Raw genomic sequence first — 16,407 nt, 5'->3', positions numbered from 1 at the left:
AGCTTTTCTTAATAAGAACATTTGCGAAGGACTATTTCAATACCTGAATAAATGGTATAATGTGAAAGCAGTTTTGTCACCTATTTTCTTTTTAAAATGATGGGAGAAGAATAGATGTTAGGAATTAGTGCCTGTTTAGGCGGCATCGCTTGCCGCTATGACGGTCAGTCGAATACAATCCCGGAGTTGCGTCAGTTAGTCGATGTTGGACAGGCGATCATGATATGTCCAGAAGTTTTAGGTGGCTTGCCGATCCCACGAAGACCAGCGGAGATTCAACAGGGCGATGGTTTTGATGTATGGAGAAATCAAGCGCGGGTCGTGGATACTGATGGTGAAGATGTCACCGAACTGTTTAAACAAGGGGCAGTTAAAGCTTATAATGAAATAGAAAAATTGCAGATCAGCGGAATGATTTTAAAAGAAAGAAGTCCTTCCTGCGGCAGCGGTTTGATTTACGACGGCAGCTTCTCTGGGAACCGGATCGCAGGCGTTGGCGTGGCGACCGCTTATTTTATCCAACAAGGCTTAAAGGTGTACTCAGAAGAAAATTGGCGAGAAATGAGGATAACGTAATGGAGATCGAAAAAACCAATCGAATGAATGCGTTGTTTGAATTTTATGCGACGCTATTGACTGAAAAACAAATGAATTATATGGAACTGTATTACGCGGATGATTTTTCTTTAGGAGAAATTGCGGAAGAATATCAGGTGAGTCGTCAGGCAGTTTATGATAATATCAAAAGGACAGAAAAAATTATTGAGGAATACGAACGCAAGCTGCATTTGTTTTCGGACTATATCGTACGAGAAGAACAGCTAGATAAGCTGGCGCAGTATGTAACCGAACACTATCCCAAAGATGAAGTGTTAGCCGAGGCAATCACCGGTTTGCAAGATTTGGATGAATAGTATGAAAAAATTTTAGGCAAGTGTTGTATCTGATCAGGAGAAAGGAAAGTAAGTAATGGCATTTGAAAATTTAACGCAGCGTCTACAAGCTGCGATGGGAAAATTACGTAAAAAAGGAAAAGTTACAGAGGCTGATATCACAGAAATGATGCGTGAGATTCGTTTGGCTTTATTAGAAGCCGACGTTAACTTGCAAGTCGTGAAGCAGTTTACCAAAGAAGTTCGGACGCGAGCATTAGGAGCAGAAGTATTAGACAGCTTATCGCCGGCTCAACAAATCGTAAAGATCGTTGATGAAGAACTAACGAAAACGCTAGGTTCAGAAGCTGTTGGAATCGAAAAATCACCGAAGATCCCAACGGTCATTATGATGGCTGGTTTGCAAGGGGCTGGTAAAACGACCTTTGCCGGAAAATTAGCGAATCAATTAATCAAAAACGAAAAGGCCCGGCCACTAATGATCGCCGGCGATATTTATCGTCCAGCGGCGATCGACCAATTAAAAGTATTGGGTCAACAGTTAAACGTTCCTGTTTTTGATCTAGGGACGGAAGTCAGCCCGGTTGAGATCGTGCGTCAAGGGATGGAACAAGCCCGTCAAAATAAAAATGATTATGTCTTAATCGATACGGCAGGTCGTCTGCACATCGATGAAGCATTGATGGATGAATTAAAACAAATCAAAGAAATCGCTCAACCGAATGAAATTCTGTTAGTTGTCGATGCCATGACCGGTCAAGATGCGGTGAACGTGGCGCAAAGTTTTAATGAACAGCTGGGAATTACCGGGGTCGTCATTACTAAATTAGATGGGGATACTCGTGGCGGTGCGGCGCTTTCAATTCGCGCCGTGACCGGAGCGCCAATCAAATTTATCGGATCAGGCGAAAAATTAACGGATCTTGAAATTTTCCACCCAGATCGGATGTCGAGCCGGATCTTAGGGATGGGCGATATGCTGACCTTGATCGAAAAAGCCCAACAAGATTATGATGAGAAAAAAGCCGAAGAGCTTGCCCGTAAAATGAAGGAAAATAGTTTCGACTTCAATGACTTCATCGAACAATTAGATCAAGTTATGGGTATGGGACCAATCGAAGATTTATTAAAAATGATTCCGGGAATGAATCAAATGCCAGGAATTGAAAATGTCAAAGTCGATCCAAAAGATGTGGAACGGAAAAAAGCGATGGTCTACTCAATGACTCCAGCGGAGCGGGAAGATCCTGATTTATTAAATCCAAGCCGTCGCCGCCGAATTGCGGCAGGTTCTGGGAATTCAGTCGTCGAAGTCAATCGTATGATCAAACAATTCAAAGAATCTCGCAAAATGATGCAGCAAATGAGCAAAGGCAGCATGCCGGCAGGAATGGATCAAATGTTTGGTTCAGGTATCAAAGGCAAGATGGGTAAAATGGCTATGAACCGAATGGTCAAGAAAACCAAGAAGAAGAAAAAGAAACGGAAATAAAAAGAAAGTGTCTATCTCAATAGAGATGGACACTTTTTTCTGCTATACTAAAGGGGAGCGTATGTTCGTTTTTTGTAAATGAAAATTGAGGAGTGATGAAATGGAAAGATGTGAATGGGCAGGTAGTAATGAGAACATGCAAGAGTATCACGATACCGTTTGGGGTGTGCCGGAATACGATGATCAACGCCTTTTTCGTAAATTAGTGTTAGATATGAATCAAGCTGGATTAAGCTGGCAAACGATTCTAAATAAGATGGAGAACTTTGATCAAGCCTATGAACAATTTGTGCTTGAAAAAGTTGCGGCGTTTGATGAAGCTAAGGTCGAGTCATTAATGCAAGATGCCGGCATTATTCGTAATCGCCGAAAAATCGAAGCGGCGATCAACAATGCCCAAAAAGTTTTAGAAATGCAAGCGAGTGGGTTGAGTTTCTCAGATTATTTATGGGGCTTCGTAGATCATCAAGTGATCGACGGAAAAAGAATTTCAATGGTGGATGTCCCGGCAAAAACAGAATTATCTGACGTGATCGCTAAGGATTTAAAAAAGCGTGGGTTTAAATTTGTCGGTAGTACGACGATCTATGCTTTTTTACAGGCTGTTGGAATCGTTAACGATCATAAAATCGATTGTTTCCGTTATGAAGAATTGAGCAAAAAGTAACCGTTTTAGGTTTTCTTTGGTCTTTTTTTTCGATCAGCGTTATAGTTGATTTGTAAGAAAAAAGGAGGCCTTTATAATGGCTTGTACAACGATCTTAGTAGGAAAAAAAGCTTCAACAGATGGTTCAACAATGATGGCGCGGAACAACGATATGTTTGTGGCGGATACGCCGCAAAAAATTCAAGTGATTCCAAGCAAGGACGATCAAACAGGGAAATACGTATCGAATAAAAATGGTTTTACCTTTGATTACCCGAAAAAAGCTTATCGTTATCAAATGGTGCCGAACGTTAATGTTGAAAGGGAAGGGATTTTTGGCGGCAGCGGTTTTAATGAAAAAAATGTTGGCATCAGCGCGACGGAAAGTGTCTACGCCAATGAACATGTTTTGGCTTTCGATCCGTTAGTAAAAAATGGGATCGCAGAGGATTCAATGGTCGTCGCAGTTTTACCGTACATTGATTCTGCTAAACATGGGGTGGAATATCTAGGGGAGATCATCAAAACATCCGGCTCACCGGAAGGAAATGGTGTGGTCTTTAGCGACAAAGATGAGGTTTGGTACATGGAAATCGTTACCGGTCATCATTGGGTAGCGCAACGTATCCCAGAAGACCATTATGCTGTGATTGCTAATCAAGTTGCTCAAGAAGAAATCGACTTCGATGATCCAGAAAACTTCATGTGGTCTGAGGGCATCCAAGAATTTGTTGAAAAAAATCATTTGAATCCTGATCACGAAGGCTTTAATTTCCGTCATATTTTTGGTACAGATACGGAAAAAGATCGTTATTACAACACGCCGCGGGTGTGGTTTGGCCAACGTTATTTCAATCCTGAGATCGATCAAAGTCCCGTGTCCTCTAAGCTGCCGTTTTTACAAAAAGCTAATCGTAAAATCAGTTTGGAAGATATCGCTTATATTTTAGGTTCGCATTACAATGAGACCGTTTATGATCCTTACGGCAGGGGATCTGAACGTGAAAAACATTTGTATCGCCCAATCGCTTTGAATCGGACACAAGATTCACATATTATGCAAGTTCGTAATCACGTACCAGAAGAGCTTTCAACCATTATGTGGGTCTGCTTAGGAGTCCCGGCCTTTAACCCACATCTACCATTTTATGGCAATGCGACAGACTCAGACCCAAGCTTCAACGATACGAAACTGGATTGGAATTTAGCAGACGGCTATTGGATGTATCGGACGATCACTGCTTTAGTGGAAGGCCACTATAGTGAACTGATTGAATCTGATAGTGATTTTGTCAAAGATTGTCGTGAGAACTTGATTCGTTTAGTGGCAGAGACTGATGAACAGGCCCAAAGTATGCAGGGAGCTGAACTCACCGATTATTTGACAAAACGTAATCATGAAATCGTCGATGCTATAAAAGAAAAAGCGATGAAGTATATTGGCGAATTAGTAAAAAGTAGTATTGATTTGTCTAAGTTAACGTACAAAATGGATATCAATTTATAAAGATCGAGGCTTCCTATTTTTTGAGGAAGCCTTTCTTTGATATCATGATAAAAATAGAGCGAGGAGGGATTTGATGGCGCGAGCAGTGTTTTATGGAGCGATCAGTTTGGATGGCTACTTAGCTGATAAGCAGGATCGATTGGATTGGTTGTATAATCAACCAGGCGGAGAATTGGTCCCTTATGATCAATTTTATCAAGGAATTGACTATACGATGATGGGACGACGAACGTATGATGTGGTGAAACGAGACGCACCAGAGGAAGTTCTTTATCCCGAAAAAGAGAATTTTGTTTTTAGTCGTTCAAATTTAAATTTGGAAGATAATATCCAATTAGTAGATCAAGACCCGGTAGCCTTTATTCAACATTTGCCTGAAGATAAAACAATTTGGGTCGTAGGTGGTGGAGCACTTCTGCGACCGGTGATCGAAGCTGGCCTGATCGAAGAATGGTGGATTCAAGTTGTACCGATTTTGTTAGGTGAAGGTGTACCGCTATTCTTACCGCAAAGGAATCAGCAGAAATTTCAGTTGGTCGAAACAGAACAATTCGGGCAATTCGCCCAATTGCATTTAAAAAAATAAAAAGTTTTGAGCTACGGCTCAAAACTTTTTTAATACTCAGTTTCATCAATTTCATTGACGGCAGCTTCAAATTTTGCTTGGCAAGGCAAAACTTTCTTTTCTTTAGGCGGGAAGGTTTCATCAAAACCTGCCAAGTGAGTTTGGTCAGGATACATGCCCTCGGAAAAAACAATTTTGCCGATCACTTGATCCAATGCGCCTTTTTTTAACGGCAACGCCATGATCCCAGTGTAGTATTTGCCATCAGGCATCGAGATACCGTATTTTTTTGTCCCGAGAAAGCCATAAGGATGGTAATGATAAGGAAAGCCGCCGATTACGATAGCTGGATAGCCTAATCGTTTTGCTTCGGCGATGGCGTATTCAATTAGCATCCGACCGTAGCCTTGGCGGTGATACTTAGGCGAAATACTGACAGGTCCAAAAGAAATCACCGGATATTCTTTACCTACTTCATCTTCGATTTTAGCATGGCTGAAAAAGATACTGCCAATAAGTTCTCCGTCTTTTTCAATCACAAAGGTCAATTCTGGGATAAAATCAGGATGTTTCCGTAAAGTGTGGGCGATATAGTGTTCTTCCGCTCCAGGGACATACAAATTCCAAAAGGCCTCCCGCGTAATTTCCTCTACTTGTCGATAATCCTTTTCTTCTTCCAATCGAATCGTAATGGTCAAATAATCCCTCCTAAAAAAGCTGGTTGTTTAGTAATAAGTATAGCATATTAAAAAAAGAAAATGACTTGCGAAAATCGCAAGTCATTTAGAAAAGGCAAATTATTTTGTTAATTTATTGAAGAACTCAATATACTGATCAGTGATCGTCTTGAAGAATTTCACTGTACCGTCAGCTAGGTGACCATCATTATCAACTAAGTTCATGATGCCACCGATATATGCTTCTGGTTGTTGCAAGGTTGGGACATCTAAAAAGACTAGTGATTGACGTAAGATATGGTTAGCACCGAATCCACCAGGGCCACCAGGTGATACAGTCACGACTAGGCCGGGTTTGCCGCCCCAAACACTGCTACCCATTGGACGTGAACCAACGTCTAATGCATTTTTTAAAGCTGCTGGAATGGAACGATTGTATTCTGGAGTGACGAAGTATAGTCCATCCACGCCTTTAATATCTTCACGTAAACGAGTCCAAGCTTCAGGATTTTGACCTTCAACCTCTAAATCCTCATTATAGAATGGAAGATCATCAATTTTAATAAATTTTGCTTCAAAGCCTTCTGGTAATAATTCCGCAAATTGTTTTGCGACGATTTTGTTGTAAGAATCTTTACGTAAACTTCCTACCAAAATACCGATAGTTTTTGTCATAACTATTCCTCCTAAGTAAATTACATTCGTTATCTACTTTTTAATCTTACAAAAAATAAGTAATTGATGCAAAAGATACGACTTATGATTTTTATTTCAACTGTTTTTAAGGATAAGACCGCTGATTAGAAAGAAAAAGAAGCTGTAAAGAAAAAACTCTTTACAGCTAAACAAAAGCGTGTTAGACTACATCTTGTGATTAATTATATGGAGGTGTAGTTATACAATGGCAGTTAAAATCCGCTTGAAACGTATGGGTTCTAAAAAGAAACCTTTCTACCGTATCGTTGTTGCTGATTCTCGTTCTCCTCGTGATGGACGTTTTATCGAAACTGTGGGTACTTACAATCCTTTGAAAGACCCTGCAGAAGTAGTCTTAAAAGAAGAAAATGTTTTAAACTGGTTACAAAAAGGTGCGCAACCTTCTGATACAGTTCGTAACATTCTTTCTAAAGAAGGCATCATGCAAAAACACCACGACGCTAAATTCGCTAAGAAGTAAGGTGATCAATTATGCAAGATTTAACTAACCTTGTGTTGACCATTGTTCGTCCGTTGGTGACAAAACCAGATGAAGTGAAATTAGAGATCGAAGAGTCTAAAGATTTCTTAGAGTACAACTTAGCGGTTGCACCTGAGGATATCGGTAGAATCATCGGAAAACAAGGCCGTGTCGCAAAAGCGATCCGTACGATCGTATACAGCGTCCGGACGAATGGACCGAAAAAAGTTCGTCTAAATATCGTGGATGGTAAATAAAATCGGAACACTCGAGTCAGTTTGATTCGAGTGTTTTTTACGTAGATGTGGAGTAGAATGGAGTTGGAGGTGTTTCATCATGAAAAAATTTTTAGTATTGTTTAGCGCGTTGTTCGCACTCGCCGCCTGTAACTCTGGAACTAATGATTCAAAAGATAGCACCACAAAATCGACGGCGACAGCCACGACGAAGACCAGCTCAACTACCAACACGTCAAGTTCGCAAAGCAGTAAACCAAGTAGCGCAAAACCATCGTCAACTGTCGCTTCAAGCACAAAGACTGCTACAAGTGCAACTGGAACCGATTCGACACATGCCAATCATGCCATGACCGCATTAGAAGAACTCAAAGCCAATTACCCAAATGAAAAATTTCCTGATCCAGCCACAATTAGTGGCGGTAAAACAATTGGAATTACTGCTTCTGAAGCACAAGGAACATTGAAAGTGAATTATTACGTTGTCAATGAAGAGACGCCTTTTAATGATTCAAGTTTAAATAGTCAAACACCAGTGGCACAATTTCAACGTCATACCTTTGATTCAAAAGAGACGGCTCAAAATGAAGTTGGACAAACTTATGATCCAAATGGCCAACAGGTTGATCTAGGCCACAATATTACCGGCTATCAAACGGCTGGTGCTGGCTCAAGCTTTTTAGGCTGGAAAGAAGGTAATTGGAGTCTTTCGGTTCGCGCCAATAATTTGGAACAAGAAGATCCGAAACCGTTGGCTAAACAGACGGTTGAATATTTGGAAGGGGCCTTTTTACCAGTACCACAAACGGTCGGCCAAATTTCCTTACGAGTTACACCAAGTGATTTTCAATCCAATACAGTGGTTTGGCAAAACAATCAAACGGTTTATACAATAATGAACGCAGATGCCATGAGCAGCTTAAAAATGGCTGTCTCGATGGCACAATAGAGAAAGCAGAAAGAGGGAAGTACGTGACTAATTATTATAAAGTCGGGAAAATCGTCAATACCCACGGAATCCGTGGCGAAGTTCGCGTGATCTCAACCACGGATTTTACGGAGGAACGCTATCAAGTTGGAGAAAAACTTTTCTTATTTAGAGAAGACCAAGAGGTTTTACCTTTAAAGATCGCCAGTTATCGTCGCCATAAAAATTTTGACTTGTTAAGTTTTGAAGGTTATCCCAACATCAATCAAGTCGAAGCCTTTCGTGATGGCATTTTAAAAATATCTGAAAAGCAATTGACTGAGCTGAATGAACATGAATACTATTATCATGAAATCATTGGTCTGACAGTCATTGATGAAGAAGATCGTGAAATCGGAAAGATCACTGAAATTTTATCACCAGGCGCGAATGATGTGTGGGTAGTAAAACGTAAGGGTCAGAAAGACGCGCTGATTCCTTATATCGAATCAGTTGTAACAGATATCGACCTGACTGAGGGAACCGTTCATGTGGAACTTCCGGAAGGATTGTTAGACGATGCGGATTGATGTACTGACCCTCTTTCCTAGAATGATCGAAGAACCTTTAGGTGAATCGATTATCGGCAAAGCAGTAGAAAAAGAATTATTGGAGATCAAGGTACATGATTTCCGTCAGTATTCAGATAATAAACATAAGCAGGTGGACGATTATCCTTATGGTGGTGGCGCTGGAATGTTATTAAAGGTCCAGCCAATCTATGATAATTTGAAAGCCATCGAAGCTGAAACGAGTAATCAACAAAAACGGGTGATCTTGCTTGATCCAGCCGGAAAACCTTTCAACCAAAAAATGGCGGAGGAATTTTCCCAAGAAGAGCAGCTGGTCTTTATTTGCGGACATTATGAAGGCTATGATGAACGGATTCGTTCTTTAGTGACCGATGAAGTTTCTTTAGGCGATTATGTCTTGACTGGTGGCGAGCTTGGAGCAATGGTAATGATTGATGCCACTGTTCGTTTATTACCAGACGTGCTGGGCAACCAGACTTCGGCGAAAACGGATTCCCACTCGACAGGTTTGCTGGAACATCCTCAATATACCCGACCCGCTGAATTTGAAGGGATGGGTGTGCCGGAAGTTTTGATGAATGGCAACCATCGTCTGATTGAAGAATGGCAATTAAAAGAATCCTTGCGGCGAACCTATTTGCGCCGACCGGACATGCTGGAGAAATTAGAGCTGACTCCCGAAATGCAAAAATTATTAATTGAAATAAAGAACGAAGAATAAACGAGCTTGAGTGACTGCATAATTTTTCAGTCATTCAAGCTTTTTTGCTACAATTAAAAGAAAACGAGGAAGTGATGAGCATGGACGATCCATCAGTATTAACGAATCAGGAGCTTTACGATAAAATATATGACGGAATCACACCAAAGAAGGAGAATGTCCTGATTCTAGTGTGCGCAATCGTGATTGCTTCTATCGGCTTAAACATGAATTCACAGCCAGTGGTGATCGGTGCCATGCTGATCTCACCGATCATGGCGCCAGTCCAAGGTCTAGGGATGGGGCTTGCGACTTTTGATTCCCGGCTGACGATCAAAGCGTTGAAATTATTACTATTGGAAGCCGGCTTCGCCATTATTGCGGCGGCCCTTTATTTTTTCCTTTCACCGATCACTTATGCCAGTTCAGAAATTTTAGCCCGTACGCAGCCGACGATTTGGGATGCAATCATTGCTATTTTTGGTGGGATCGCCGGTATGATCGGTGCCAGAAAAAAAGAAATGAATAATATCGTTCCAGGAGTAGCCATTGCAACGACGTTGATGCCGCCGTTGTGTGTGGTAGGTTATGGGATCTACGAAAGAAATCTAGATTTCTTTTTAGGCGCCAGTTATTTGTTTCTCGTCAATGTTTCTTGTATTATTTTGACCTCCTTCATCGTACTGCAGGTTTTTCAGATTTCTACTCGTAAAGTGGTGAAAAAAGGCGAGGCAAAAAAGAGAAATTATGTCATGATCTTCTTTGCTGTTTTAGTCCTACTGCCGAGTATTTTCTCAGCTGGTTCCTTAGTAAAAAAACAAGTGGATGAACAACAAGTTAAAAAATACCTAGCCAACGAATTCTCTGATTATTACGTTTTAAATCAAGCCCTAGACACAGAGAACCATCAGTTATCCATCGATACCATCGGCTCGGAACTGACGAAATCACAGCTCACACAGTTGCAAGAAAAGTTAGCCGACTATCGGCTGAAGGATTATCAACTAAGCGTCCGTCAAGTCGCAGATAGCGAAGCGCTGAGTCTAAAGGATTTAGATCGTTACTTAGAAAATCAACAACAAGAAAATACCCCGCAAGCGGAAACACAGCGCTTAACGAACGCTGCCAATGATCATTCGTTGTATCAGGAAATGGAACAAATCAAAGAAAAGCTGTTCACTAAGTTTCCTAACCGAATCACCAGTATCTCCCTAAAGGAACAAGAAACCAAGACCGGTGAACAAACGGGTGTGATCGAAATCATGACTCATAAAAATCTTTCAGAGACGGAACAAAATAAAATCAAACAGCAGGCCGAGAGTTATATCAAGCAGCAAGATAAAGAAATTTCTATTAAGCTGGAGAATTAATCCGGCGTGACAAGAAATTTATCTTTACAGATGCTTTTTATCTGTGTTAGAATGTTTTGGTGAGTGCAAAGCTCATCAATTATACGATATTCCGCTGGGGCACCTGTCCTAAGAATGTTTGGAATAAGGAGAATGATAAATATGAATCCATTGATTCAAGAACTAACTCAAGAACAATTACGTACTGACATCCCAGCATTCCGTCCTGGGGACACTGTTCGTGTACACGCGAAAGTTGTCGAAGGAACTCGCGAACGTATTCAGTTATTCGAAGGCGTAGTAATCAAACGTCGCGGAGCTGGCATCAGCGAAACTTATACTGTACGTAAAATCTCTAACGGTGTTGGTGTGGAACGTACTTACCCACTACACACTCCACGTGTTGCGAAAATCGAAGTTGTTCGTTACGGTAAAGTGCGTCGTGCAAAACTTTACTACCTACGTGCATTACACGGAAAAGCAGCTCGTATCAAAGAAATTCGTCGTTAATCCATTATTATCTGATGAATATAAAACCCTTGATAATTCAGGGGTTTTTTCTTTTGTTTTAGTTATGTTATTAGCCGTTTTCCAAGGAAGCTAATCGCTAATAATCGGTAAAAGGGGCAGAAAAGGGGCAAGCTATTATAAATGCTCTAGGTCGCTCTGCAGTTTTTCTCTCATTCCTTGTGTTACATGAAGGTATATTTGTTGAGTAATTTTGCTATCTTCATGTCCAACGCGATCTTGAATAACGTATATAGGCGTTCCAATTTCAGCCAGTTTTGAAATATGGGTATGGCGAAAAATATGCGAACTAAGTGGTTTGTCTTGCGACAATCCCATTTCAATTTTATGGTCGCGTAAATAAGTGTTAATAGCATTCAAAAAAAATGGCGTGCCGTTTGATGACTGGAACAAGAATTTACCATTCGGAGTTAATTCGAGCAGTTCATTAACAATTTCCATAGCTTTGGATGGCAAGTCAATCTCCCGCATGCCTGCAGCCGTTTTAGTTCGTTTTGATTTTATCATTTCATTGGCTTTACGCTCACGATATAGCAATGTTCCATTGATTGTTACTCTGTCACCATGAATATCATTTTTTTGCAAAGCCAATGCCTCACCGGGCCTCATTCCCGTTAAGTAAAGCCATTGAAACAACAACGAGTAGCGTTTGTTATGTGCATCCGTGTACTCTATTATCTTCTTATATTCCTCGTCTTCTAAAAATTTATCTTTAATCTTCTCTGTTTTAAACTCAGGTTTATAATCAACCGTAACTTTATCAATTGGATTTTCTCGAATGTAACCTCTTTTGAGAGCATATTTAAAAATCAAATTGATTTTAGATTTAATGACACTAACGTATTTATTCGATAGTCTTTTTTCATAAAGATATTTTTCGAGAATATCATTTATTAGATTGCTATCAATTCTAGAAACGAGCGTTTCTTTACCAATATCATTTTTGACAGCAGTCATTAAGTTATTAGTGGTAAGATATGTACTTTCTGCAACAGACTTCTTATATATTTCAAACCATTTATCATACAAATCTACAAAAGTGATTTCTTCCCGCTTAGATTTAGAGTTTTTCATTTTTGCTGCTATTTTATTATTAAGAATATAAGTAGCTTCCTTTTGAGTTTGCCTTGTTTTATTAGTTTTTACAACTGATACCCGTTTGGTTCTGCCAGACAGTGGGTCCTCGTATCGCTCGACATACTTAAACTTTCCGTTTGCCAATGGTTCAATCCACATATGCAGTGCCTCCTTAATCGAATGTACGTTCTTTTTTTAGCATCAGTAAATAGCCCCAGATTGGGGCGGGGCTATATCGACTGTTGAATTAATATTTTCTTTTATTGGGATTGGCAAAATCCCAAACTATTTTTCCTTCAATACATACTTCACTTAATACAAGTGGATCATCAATCATCCACGGCTTATAACGTTCATCATAAGAATCCGGCTGAAGCACTAATAAGTTTTTTCCCACAATCACTCTTTTTACTGTTGTTTCATCACCATTTATCCGAACAGCGTATACTAATCCTGACTCTACTTCTGAATCTGGATCAACAACTAACAATTGCCCATCTGGGAAAAGACGATTCATTGAATCCCCCGAAGCTTCTAACAAATACCCATTAGGATAGGCTTCTTTTATTTCTGCTGGAACTTGTATGTCTTCTGGATCTGAATAGGTTACTAGGGGTTTTCCAGCTACTATAGTTCCAATTAGTTGCATGGTTTCTCTGGAGCCCACTAGCCTAGGTTTTACGACTCCGGGAAGCGAATAGTAATCAATATCATACATATTAGAGAGCTTTATTAGTATTGAATCAGGGAAAGGTAATTTACCATTTTCATATTTAGATAAAGTAGCATTGTTTAAACCTAATTTAGGGGCTACTTCTAACTGGCTTAATTTTTTTCCTTTTCTTGCTTGTTTCATGATAGCAGCTACTTTAAGCTGATCCTCGCTTAACTGTTCACCAGTCAATATTCTCACCGCTTTTCTAATTTATCTAAAAATACTATAACATCTTTGCCTACAAGGCAAAAGAATTATTTTATATCAAAAAAAGTTTGCCTTAGGGCAAAATGCGTGTTATAGTCATTTTGTCATAACGAAAGGAGGTAACAGGAAAGTGTTATTAAACTTAAAAAAAGTAGAAAAGGCGCGGAAAGATGCAAAAAAAAGTGTTACTGAAATGGGCGTTCTAATGGGAATGAATGGAGCATCATACTGGAAAAAAGAAAACGGAATACACTCGTTCAATGCTAATGAATTGCCAGTTTTAATGAAGTCCTTAGGAAAAGATATCAATGATTTGCCTGAATTTTTTTTGTATGAAGATTTGCCTAAAAGCAAATAGAAAGTTATTTATTTTGCCTATTAGGCAAAAACGCGAATGTTCGTTTGGCTGTGAAACATTACGAAATAATCATGTTATCAGATTGTTATTGAAATAAGAAAAAATTGTGAAACAAATTTTGATTAGTGAATAAATAACTGAAAGGGGTGATTAACATGGAAGGCTGTTTGACTAAAAAGGAATTTAAAAAAGAAAAGGGCTATTCAGAATCGACTTACCATAGACGAATGAATTTATTTAGAAAATCAGAATATAGAGAAGGTTATGTAGCTCCAACCTCGAATGAGGTTTATATCAATCTTGAGTTATATGACCGATTTTTGAAAGAGCAGTCAGACAGACGTTTTGAATATCAGGAAATTAAGAAAGGAGACTGACATGCAAATTAGAGTCAAATTGAAAAACGGATTAATCACTCACGAATTTACTTGCAAAAAAGAGTTCGGGGCAACTATACGACGCTACCTACTAGATCGGGCAGCGCTCATGACGGTGAAGCTATGAATATCACATATCTAGTCATCGTGTGGTTAGTATGCTTGGGCTACATTGGATTTAACTTGTATCACAAAGATTTTATTGGACGAGTATTATCAACATGTATTTTCCTGCTCGCTGTTCTTTATACACTAATAGTATTAAGTATTTGAAAGGAGGATGAAAGATGCGATCTGATTTTGATTACGTTCACATATTGCCTGTTTCCGTTGTGAACAGGAAAGCGCGTCGACGGTCCCAAAAGACATTGTTAACTGGCGCAATGACAGCAAGTTTAGTAGCCGGGCTTTGGCAAGCGGCTGTAGTGTTATTTGGATTGCTTACGGTCGTTAACCTATTTCAAAAAAAATTATCAAATAGAAAGGTACAACTATATGGAAAAACTAGAAAAAACGATCCCCAGTTTAGAAGTAGCGGAAATGGTAGGGAAGGATCACAACAATGTGATGAAGGATATCCGGCGAATTATTGACCATTTAGGTGAGGTAAAAAGTTACCAGTCCTACTTTGTCGAATCAACATATCTAAATTCTCAAAATAAAGCATTGCCATGTTACTTGCTGTCAAAAAAAGGCTGTGAATTATTTTCAACTCGAATGACTGGAGCGAAGGGGACTCAATTCGCAGTAGCTTATATTGAACGATTTAATGAGATGGAAAATCACATTAAAGAAAAGCAGTTTGTGATACCAGATTCACCTAGAGCAGCATTGAAGCTAATGTTTGAGTACCAGGAAGATACCACAGAACGAGTTGATGCAATAGAGAGTGATATAGATGAAATGAAAAACAACCAATTGCTTACTGAGCCAGATTATCGAACGATTTCGTCCATGGTCCGAAATAAGATCAGAATCATTTGCTCGCAGCAGCATCTCAACAATAAAGCGAAAACAGAACTGTTTAAGGATTTAAATGGTGGTATCAAAAGAATCACGGGAGCAGTAGCAAGAAACCGGATTAAATCAAAACAATTCGATGAAGTAATCGAATTTATCAATAATTGGATGCCTTCAACGGCGACAATGACGATTATTAAGCAAATGGAGCTGTTGGAAGATGAATAGAACAGAAGGGTTAAAAATCGGAAAGAATATTGCTGATCGTTGGTATCAAAGAAACGAATCCACGATTCTAGCAAAGCAAAATATCGAACGCAGAAAAGCGTGGGAACAAAAAAACTCACTACCGCCGGCAAGCAAATAGTGAGCTGATGTACTAAAACTTTATTCGAGGTGATTATAACATGCTATCAGGAAAAGAGAAAGTGGCACTTGATGAATACATCACTGCCATTCCAGAGGAACTCGAGAATGAAGCTCCAAATCGAAAAAATGAATTAGGTCAAGAACTTGAGTATTTTCAAGATGACAACGGAGCCACAGTCGCATATAACGATACCGTTTATAGGCTATCTATCAAGACGGAACTAGGACGTATGCATTTTCTAGTCCTGTTTGAGAGCGCTCAAGAGCTGTTAGACGAGTTTGAGCAGGAACTAGTGATTGCGTCGCTATCAAAATATAGTGACGGCAAATCTTTTATTAATGAAATGGGGGAGTTGTTCGGTGAGTGAAAAAAAGACATTTGAAGAAATCTCTCAAATGGATTTTGAGAGCGACATAAAAACTAAAGAGGGCGGAACTGATAAAAAAACAGGGGAAAAAATTTATTTGAAGTATTTAAGTTGGGCAGCCGCTCACAAAGTTATGAAGATCATTGATTCTGATGCAGAAATCATCGAACACGAATTTGAGCACTATAGTGTTTTAAGTGGTCAACAACAAGACTTTTTAATCACTGAACTAAAGCCATACCGCCAAACTGGTGACGGATACATGGTGAAAGTATCAGTAGTTCTTTTCGGCAAAACAGAGACTGAAAACTACGCAATCATAAACTTTCGTGGTCAACCAGTCTTGAAACCAACTTCAACAGATATCAATAAAGCGTTGAAAAGGGCTTTCGTTAAGGCTTTAGCTAAACACGGCGTGGCTATCTATCTATATGAGGGCGAGGATATCCCGGATCAACCAAAAATCGATGTAAAAGAGATTGAACGGCTTGAAAAATTATTGGATCAATTAGACGAGACGACTGGAAAAGAAAACAAGCGAACTTTACTAAACACAGTCAATAAATATACGAAACAAGATAATCGATTAGGGAAACCGGTTAAAGAAATCAGCGATATGACATATGACCAAAGCGGACTTTTCAAGATTGCCGCGAACAAAATTCAACAAGAATTCGAAAAACAATCCAATAACAAGAAGTGAAGT

At 39.5% G+C, this 16,407-nt stretch carries 23 protein-coding genes; 19 read left to right on the top strand and 4 right to left on the bottom strand.

The features are described 5' to 3' along the window. The first annotated feature begins 114 nt into the window (after positions 1–114). The 6 genes from IGI54_RS07670 to IGI54_RS07645 all read left to right on the top strand — a co-directional run bounded on the left by IGI54_RS07670 (position 115) and on the right by IGI54_RS07645 (position 5,124). Positions 115–576, top strand: a complete 462-nt coding sequence (locus tag IGI54_RS07670) for a DUF523 domain-containing protein (RefSeq protein WP_430620367.1) — start codon at positions 115–117, stop codon at positions 574–576. Continuing rightward, entirely contained in the window at positions 576–914 is a 339-nt protein-coding gene (locus IGI54_RS07665) for a putative DNA-binding protein (protein WP_071862889.1), read from the top strand. Before IGI54_RS07670 ends, IGI54_RS07665 begins: the two co-directional genes overlap by 1 nt. Before the next feature lie 55 nt (positions 915–969). Then, positions 970–2,385 carry a signal recognition particle protein gene (gene ffh, locus IGI54_RS07660; RefSeq protein WP_071862888.1) on the top strand — a complete coding sequence of 472 codons (1,416 nt, stop codon included), beginning with the start codon at positions 970–972 and terminating at the stop codon, positions 2,383–2,385. Between the two features lie 100 nt (positions 2,386–2,485). Continuing rightward, complete coding sequence (locus IGI54_RS07655) at positions 2,486–3,052, top strand: DNA-3-methyladenine glycosylase I (RefSeq protein ID WP_430620366.1); 567 nt, start codon at positions 2,486–2,488, stop codon at positions 3,050–3,052. Positions 3,053–3,128: 76 nt separating this feature from the next. Further along, positions 3,129–4,538, top strand: coding sequence for a C69 family dipeptidase (locus tag IGI54_RS07650; RefSeq protein WP_430620365.1), 1,410 nt, complete (start codon positions 3,129–3,131; stop codon positions 4,536–4,538). 73 nt (positions 4,539–4,611) lie between these two features. Continuing rightward, positions 4,612–5,124, top strand: coding sequence for a dihydrofolate reductase family protein (locus IGI54_RS07645; protein ID WP_430620364.1), 513 nt, complete (start codon positions 4,612–4,614; stop codon positions 5,122–5,124). Between the two features lie 29 nt (positions 5,125–5,153). Here IGI54_RS07645 and IGI54_RS07640 read toward each other — a convergent pair whose 3' ends face one another. Both IGI54_RS07640 and IGI54_RS07635 read right to left on the bottom strand, forming a co-directional pair. Then, positions 5,154–5,801 (bottom strand): GNAT family N-acetyltransferase, encoded by a 648-nt coding sequence (locus tag IGI54_RS07640; RefSeq protein WP_430620363.1) that lies wholly within the window; start codon positions 5,799–5,801, stop codon positions 5,154–5,156. Between the two features lie 99 nt (positions 5,802–5,900). Next, a complete protein-coding gene (locus IGI54_RS07635; RefSeq protein ID WP_430620362.1) occupies positions 5,901–6,455 on the bottom strand; it encodes an NADPH-dependent FMN reductase in 555 nt (184 codons plus the stop codon). Positions 6,456–6,681: 226 nt separating this feature from the next. Between IGI54_RS07635 and rpsP the strand changes: the two genes are divergently transcribed. The 7 genes from rpsP (at position 6,682) to rplS (ending at position 11,252) form a co-directional block, all read left to right on the top strand. Next, positions 6,682–6,957 carry a 30S ribosomal protein S16 gene (rpsP, locus tag IGI54_RS07630; RefSeq protein WP_071862882.1) on the top strand — a complete coding sequence of 92 codons (276 nt, stop codon included), beginning with the start codon at positions 6,682–6,684 and terminating at the stop codon, positions 6,955–6,957. Positions 6,958–6,968: 11 nt separating this feature from the next. Further along, the gene (locus IGI54_RS07625) at positions 6,969–7,214 is read left to right on the top strand and encodes a KH domain-containing protein (RefSeq protein WP_071862881.1); all 246 of its coding nucleotides are present in this window, start codon (positions 6,969–6,971) and stop codon (positions 7,212–7,214) included. Positions 7,215–7,293: 79 nt separating this feature from the next. Then, positions 7,294–8,142, top strand: coding sequence for a membrane lipoprotein lipid attachment site-containing protein (locus IGI54_RS07620; protein ID WP_430620361.1), 849 nt, complete (start codon positions 7,294–7,296; stop codon positions 8,140–8,142). A gap of 23 nt (positions 8,143–8,165) precedes the next feature. Beyond that, positions 8,166–8,690, top strand: a complete 525-nt coding sequence (gene rimM, locus IGI54_RS07615) for a ribosome maturation factor RimM (protein WP_430620360.1) — start codon at positions 8,166–8,168, stop codon at positions 8,688–8,690. Continuing rightward, positions 8,680–9,414 (top strand): tRNA (guanosine(37)-N1)-methyltransferase TrmD, encoded by a 735-nt coding sequence (trmD, locus tag IGI54_RS07610; protein ID WP_071862878.1) that lies wholly within the window; start codon positions 8,680–8,682, stop codon positions 9,412–9,414. Before rimM ends, trmD begins: the two co-directional genes overlap by 11 nt. Positions 9,415–9,494: 80 nt before the next feature. Further along, positions 9,495–10,763: a TIGR00341 family protein gene (locus IGI54_RS07605; RefSeq protein WP_430620359.1), complete on the top strand. Its 1,269-nt coding sequence runs from the start codon at positions 9,495–9,497 to the stop codon at positions 10,761–10,763. A gap of 141 nt (positions 10,764–10,904) precedes the next feature. After that, a complete protein-coding gene (rplS, locus tag IGI54_RS07600; protein ID WP_010740291.1) occupies positions 10,905–11,252 on the top strand; it encodes a 50S ribosomal protein L19 in 348 nt (115 codons plus the stop codon). A gap of 135 nt (positions 11,253–11,387) precedes the next feature. Here rplS and IGI54_RS07595 read toward each other — a convergent pair whose 3' ends face one another. Further along, positions 11,388–12,506 carry a tyrosine-type recombinase/integrase gene (locus IGI54_RS07595; RefSeq protein ID WP_430620358.1) on the bottom strand — a complete coding sequence of 373 codons (1,119 nt, stop codon included), beginning with the start codon at positions 12,504–12,506 and terminating at the stop codon, positions 11,388–11,390. Positions 12,507–12,594: 88 nt separating this feature from the next. Next, complete coding sequence (locus tag IGI54_RS07590; protein ID WP_430620357.1) at positions 12,595–13,251, bottom strand: LexA family protein; 657 nt, start codon at positions 13,249–13,251, stop codon at positions 12,595–12,597. A gap of 148 nt (positions 13,252–13,399) precedes the next feature. On the opposite strand from IGI54_RS07590, the gene IGI54_RS07585 reads away from it, so the two are divergent. The 6 genes from IGI54_RS07585 (at position 13,400) to IGI54_RS07560 (ending at position 16,404) form a co-directional block, all read left to right on the top strand. Beyond that, the gene (locus IGI54_RS07585; protein WP_430620356.1) at positions 13,400–13,627 is read left to right on the top strand and encodes a helix-turn-helix domain-containing protein; all 228 of its coding nucleotides are present in this window, start codon (positions 13,400–13,402) and stop codon (positions 13,625–13,627) included. 155 nt (positions 13,628–13,782) lie between these two features. Continuing rightward, the gene (locus tag IGI54_RS07580; RefSeq protein WP_430620355.1) at positions 13,783–14,004 is read left to right on the top strand and encodes a hypothetical protein; all 222 of its coding nucleotides are present in this window, start codon (positions 13,783–13,785) and stop codon (positions 14,002–14,004) included. A gap of 495 nt (positions 14,005–14,499) precedes the next feature. After that, positions 14,500–15,192: a Rha family transcriptional regulator gene (locus IGI54_RS07575; protein WP_430620354.1), complete on the top strand. Its 693-nt coding sequence runs from the start codon at positions 14,500–14,502 to the stop codon at positions 15,190–15,192. Further along, positions 15,185–15,331, top strand: a complete 147-nt coding sequence (locus tag IGI54_RS07570) for a hypothetical protein (RefSeq protein ID WP_430620353.1) — start codon at positions 15,185–15,187, stop codon at positions 15,329–15,331. The genes IGI54_RS07575 and IGI54_RS07570 overlap by 8 nt, the downstream gene beginning before the upstream one ends. A 40-nt stretch (positions 15,332–15,371) precedes the next feature. Then, complete coding sequence (locus IGI54_RS07565) at positions 15,372–15,701, top strand: hypothetical protein (protein WP_430620352.1); 330 nt, start codon at positions 15,372–15,374, stop codon at positions 15,699–15,701. Then, positions 15,694–16,404, top strand: coding sequence for a DUF1071 domain-containing protein (locus tag IGI54_RS07560; RefSeq protein ID WP_430620351.1), 711 nt, complete (start codon positions 15,694–15,696; stop codon positions 16,402–16,404). The genes IGI54_RS07565 and IGI54_RS07560 overlap by 8 nt, the downstream gene beginning before the upstream one ends. Positions 16,405–16,407 lie beyond the last annotated feature (3 nt).

This window comes from Enterococcus sp. DIV0800 (assembly GCF_050559735.1).
Lineage (GTDB): Bacteria > Bacillota > Bacilli > Lactobacillales > Enterococcaceae > Enterococcus_A > Enterococcus_A devriesei.
This window is presented reverse-complemented; position numbering and strand designations above follow the sequence as displayed.